Origin of the sequence: Flavimaricola marinus (genome assembly GCF_900184895.1) — a bacterium.
Taxonomy (GTDB): Bacteria; Pseudomonadota; Alphaproteobacteria; order Rhodobacterales; family Rhodobacteraceae; genus Flavimaricola; species Flavimaricola marinus.
In genome coordinates, this window is sequence record NZ_FXZK01000039.1 from 1 (window position 1) to 3,517 (window position 3,517).

Sequence of the window (3,517 nt, forward strand, 5' to 3'; positions counted from 1 at the left end):
AACTTCAACCTGCCGAAGCTTCGATACGATCTCTTCGGGCTTTTCTCGTTTTCCAGCCATCGCTGATCCTCCAATTTGCGGGACAAATCTATCCCAGTTGGTGGACCACTTTCAGGGGGCTACTCCAGGCGCGTCAGGTCGCAGGAGAAATTTCGGCGGACGCTCCTGGCACCAAGGAGGCAATCGATGAACCCGACAAAAACAAATAGCAGGGCAACGCCACGCAAGCTGCTCACTGTCAAAGAGGTGGCCGCATTGGACAACTGCTCGGAGAAAACGGTCCGCCGCGCGATCACCGCTGGCCTGCTGTTGGCCATGCGAGTTGGCCCCGGAGGGCGCCTTTTGCGGATCGATCCGGCGGCCCATGCGGCCTACCGGCAGGCCAATGTATGGTGACCATTTAAGTCTATCAATGTCCATATATGTCAATTGGTTACGGAGCTCTCGGGAAGACAGCGTCACCAGAACTGGCTCAGTTCTCCCCAATCAGTTGGGGTCTAGGATCACAAAGCGTGTGCGCAAGGGAACAGGGTTTGAGGTCAATGCGCATCTGTTTCGGCATCTCGCCGTTATGAATTGGCTCGATGCCAACCCCGGAGGATACGAGGTCGCACGGCGTCTGCTGGGCCATTCAGAGGTCAGTCGAACCATAAGCTTGTACTCGGGACTTGAAGTAAAGTCCGCAACGCGCGCCTTTGCGGATCTGATCGAGACAAAGAAGGGGAATCGCAAATGACCTTCAATCCTCCCCGCGCCGAATGGCCAAGTTCTGACAAAGTCATGTGGCAAACCCTTTGGAGTGATGCGGGACCTCTCGACGATCCAGGGCCCCTCGCCCACCTTCGTCAAACCACACACAATTCCCTAGAACCGCGCTATGCGCGCTGGATCAAATGGCTGAGGGCCCACGACGTTGCTTCACTCAATCTTCATCCAGCAGACCGCGCCACGGTGTCTCGGCTGCAGAAATGGTTGGCGACCTTGGAGCATACCAGACCAATGACGCGCCTCTCCTACATCGATGGGGTTCTGCGGATTTTGGTTGCAGCGGCACCAGAGATGGATTGGTCTCTGCAACGGCGCCTGCTTGATGGCCTGAGGCGCGCCGCGGGACGCGGCGATCAATCACGAAAGAGCGGCCGCGTCCTGTCCAGCGCAGTCCTCCTGCAACTGGGACTAAACCATGCCGGCCCCTATTCAGAAGCTGCCGCAACTCCGCTCGAACGCAAGAAGCGGTTGCGCGATGGTGCCATGATTGCTCTGTTGGCTGTCTTGCCAATGCGCCGACGTTCCTTTTGTGAACTTGCTCTTGATCGGTCCGTTCATGTCGATGGCGCTCGCATCCTCATTTGCTTGAGTGAGGACATGACCAAAACCGCTGTGTCGTGGGAGACAGCTGTACCGCATCAGGTCGAGCCCACACTACGCCGCTATATTGAGGACGCCCGTCCGTTTCTAATGTCGCGTGGCGACCAGCATCACGACATCCTCTGGGTCGGCAAAAAGGGTGAGATCATCGGCCAGAATTACATCGGCAGCCGTATCGGCAAACTCACCAAAAGGCTGACCGGCAAGCGTGTATCACCACACTTGTTTCGCGATGCGGCAGCAACAACAATGGTGCGAACGTCCCCTCAAGCATCACGACTGATCCAACCTGTTCTAGCCCACTCAAGTCCCCGAACTGCGGAACGCCACTATATCCACGCCCAAACAATCGATGCCGGTCGCGACTATGCCTCCCTGATTGGTAAGCTGAAGAAGGACACCCGATGATCCGTGTTGCCATTTACGCCCGCTTCTCCAGCCAGATGCAGCGTGATGCTTCGATTGACGATCAAGAGCGCCTGTGCCGGGAAAGGGCAGAACGTGAGGGCTGGACCATCACAGGCATCTTCACTGACCGGGCCTTGTCGGGTGCATCGATGCTCCGCCCCGGGCTTCAGGACGTTTTGAACCAGGCTCAGGCCGGCAAATTCGATGTCTTGCTCTGCGAAGCCCTTGATCGTCTGAGCCGCGACCAAGCGGATGTCGCCACGATCTTCAAACGGCTCTCCTTTGCCGAGGTCGGCAGCGTCACTCTCTCCGAAGGAGAGATCGGCGAGCTTCATGTTGGGCTCAAGGGCACGATGAACCAGCTCTTCCTCAAAGACCTTGCCGCAAAGACCCGTCGCGGTCTCAGAGGCCGCGTCGAGCGGGGTCTATCAGGCGGTGGCAACAGTTACGGCTATGATGCCGTCCGCCGCCTTGGCCCCGACGGTCTCCCGGTCACAGGGGAGCGGCAGATCAATGACGATCAAGCCTATATCATCCGCCGGGTATTTCAGGAGTTCGCGGATGGACGGTCGCCAAAGTCCATCGCCCAGCGTCTTACATCTGAAGGCATCGAGGGACCACGCGGTGCTCTATGGCGTGATACGGCGATCCGGGGTCACCGGACCCGCGGCACCGGTCTTCTCAACAATGAACTCTACATTGGCCGCCTCGTCTGGAACCGGCTTCGCTACATCAAAGACCCCGATACCGGGCGTCGGGTTTCACGTCTCAACGATCCCACCGAATGGATCATTACAGACGTTCCCGACCTGCGGATCGTCGACGATGCGCTCTGGGGCGCTGTGAAGGCCAGGCAGGAGGCGATCGAAGCGAGCCCGCGCGTCAAAGGCATCAAGGCAACGAAGTTCTGGGAGAAACGGCGTGAGGTCCAACTCTTGACGGGCCTGATATTTTGCGATGTCTGCGGGAGCTCCCTCGCCTCGGTGGGCAAAGACTACATGGCCTGCTCTGCGGCCCGTAAACTTGGGACCTGCGATCAAAATACATCGGTCCGGCGCCGTATCTTGGAGAACGCTGTCCTCGACCTGATGCGAAAGCGCCTGATGCAGCCGGAGGCGGTTGCACAGTTCATCAAGAGCTACGCCCTTGAGGCAAATGCTGGCAACAGCGACAAGGAAGCGCTCCAGACGCGCCTCCGAGCAGAACGAGATGCCACGGCTCGCAAGCTGGAGGGCCTCTACGACGCCATAGCCGAAGGGCTGCGCACCAAGGGTCTGCAGGACAAGCTGGAGGTCATGGAGCAACGCGTCGCCGAGTTGGACGTACTGCTGGCCGCACCAGCCCCGACACCGGTTCGGCTACATCCCAATCTGGCGGAGATGTATCGACGCAAGGTTCGGACACTGTCGGCAACACTGGACGACCCCGAGATCCGCCCCCAAGCTCTGGAGATTATCCGCAGCCTGATCGAGCGGGTCACGGTCAGGCACGCGGAGGACGGCGTCGTTCTGACCTTGGACGGTGCACTGACGGCGATGAACGGGTTGGCGCAGAACGCAAAAAGCCCCTCCGGAGAGGGGCCTTTTGCAGGTATCGATGTTGGTTCGGCAAAAGTGGTTGCGGGAGCAGGATTTGAACCTGCGACCTTCAGGTTATGAGCCTGACGAGCTACCGGGCTGCTCCATCCCGCGACAGGATGTCATCGATAGAGAGAATAACAGAGCTTATTTTGCTCTGAACG

General features: G+C 58.6%; 4 protein-coding genes and 1 tRNA gene. 4 read left to right on the forward strand and 1 reads right to left on the reverse strand.

All coding sequences use genetic code 11. The features are described 5' to 3' along the window. The 4 genes from LOM8899_RS23645 to LOM8899_RS22885 all read left to right on the forward strand — a co-directional run. Positions 1-209: hypothetical protein (locus tag LOM8899_RS23645; RefSeq protein WP_211096266.1), on the forward strand; the 209-nt coding region annotated here is incomplete at its 5' end. Next, the gene (locus LOM8899_RS22870) at positions 187-396 is read left to right on the forward strand and encodes a helix-turn-helix domain-containing protein (protein ID WP_093994513.1); all 210 of its coding nucleotides are present in this window, start codon (positions 187-189) and stop codon (positions 394-396) included. The genes LOM8899_RS23645 and LOM8899_RS22870, both read left to right, overlap by 23 nt. 336 nt (positions 397-732) lie before the next feature. Continuing rightward, positions 733-1,776: a tyrosine-type recombinase/integrase gene (locus LOM8899_RS22880; RefSeq protein WP_093994515.1), complete on the forward strand. Its 1,044-nt coding sequence runs from the start codon at positions 733-735 to the stop codon at positions 1,774-1,776. A 35-nt stretch (positions 1,777-1,811) separates the two neighbouring features. Then, complete coding sequence (locus LOM8899_RS22885; protein ID WP_245820741.1) at positions 1,812-3,434, forward strand: recombinase family protein; 1,623 nt, start codon at positions 1,812-1,814, stop codon at positions 3,432-3,434. Here LOM8899_RS22885 and LOM8899_RS22890 read toward each other — a convergent pair. Then, positions 3,391-3,467: transfer RNA gene (locus tag LOM8899_RS22890), tRNA-Met, on the reverse strand. The genes LOM8899_RS22885 and LOM8899_RS22890 overlap by 44 nt on opposite strands. Between the last annotated feature and the right edge of the window lie 50 nt (positions 3,468-3,517).